This is a genomic window from Herbiconiux daphne, from assembly GCF_024979295.1.
GTDB lineage: Bacteria > Actinomycetota > Actinomycetes > Actinomycetales > Microbacteriaceae > Herbiconiux > Herbiconiux daphnes.
Genome location: NZ_JANLCJ010000309.1, coordinates 1 through 783 on the forward strand (window position 1 = coordinate 1; position 783 = coordinate 783).

Sequence of the window (783 nt, forward strand, 5' to 3'; positions counted from 1 at the left end):
TTCTTCGCTTGGTGTCAATGTTATGTTTGAAAAGTGTTTCGCCACTTCTTTATATTGTTCTAGTGTTGTCATATGTTATTTTCCTTTTCCCAAGAAATGAAATTCGCAAATCAGACATTTCTTGTATTGTGTAGCCTTCTTGGTTCTGTTCTTGAAAATCTCACTTTCATTCGTATTGAACTTCGGATAATGTTTTTCACAATAATATAGGTTAGGTTTCTTTTCTTCTGTTTTCCTTAGCATATATTCTCCTTTGCCACATAATCATTATAAACAAAAAGTTGATTTATTCAACCAACTTTCTCAAAATTATTTTTAGTATCGCCTCAAGCACATTTACCACAATGGAATTACCACATTGCTTGCAAATCTGTGCATCAGAAACACCTGCTTGTTTCAACCTGTCATAATCACTTGATTCAAACCCCATAAGGAGCAGACATTCTCTAGGTGTAAGTGGTCTATAAAAGATTGTATTTTTAAAGTTATAAAGTATTTTGTTTTTAAAATCGGGATTGGTTGCAACCAATGTTGGGCAGAGCCCAACAACACCTACAAACTTGCTGTCATCATTGAATGGAATTCTTTGATAGGCAATTTTGTTTTCTTGTTCACAATCTCCTGCTCTTAAAGTTTTAGATACTCCATCGATTCCGAGAAAGTCCTTCTTCTGGTTGAACGTGTGTTCTTGGAAGGAGGTTAAGCTCTCTCTCTCTCTCTCTCTCTACATTAACGAGTGTGCCTAACACAGCATCTTTGTTAATCTCTTGAGAGTTCTGGTTA

1 protein-coding gene is annotated in these 783 nt (G+C 35.2%); it reads right to left on the reverse strand.

Translation table 11 applies throughout. The features are described 5' to 3' along the window. Positions 1 to 286: 286 nt before the first annotated feature. A complete protein-coding gene (locus tag N1032_RS28545; RefSeq protein WP_407933083.1) occupies positions 287 to 652 on the reverse strand; it encodes a DNA cytosine methyltransferase in 366 nt (121 codons plus the stop codon). Positions 653 to 783: the final 131 nt, after the last annotated feature.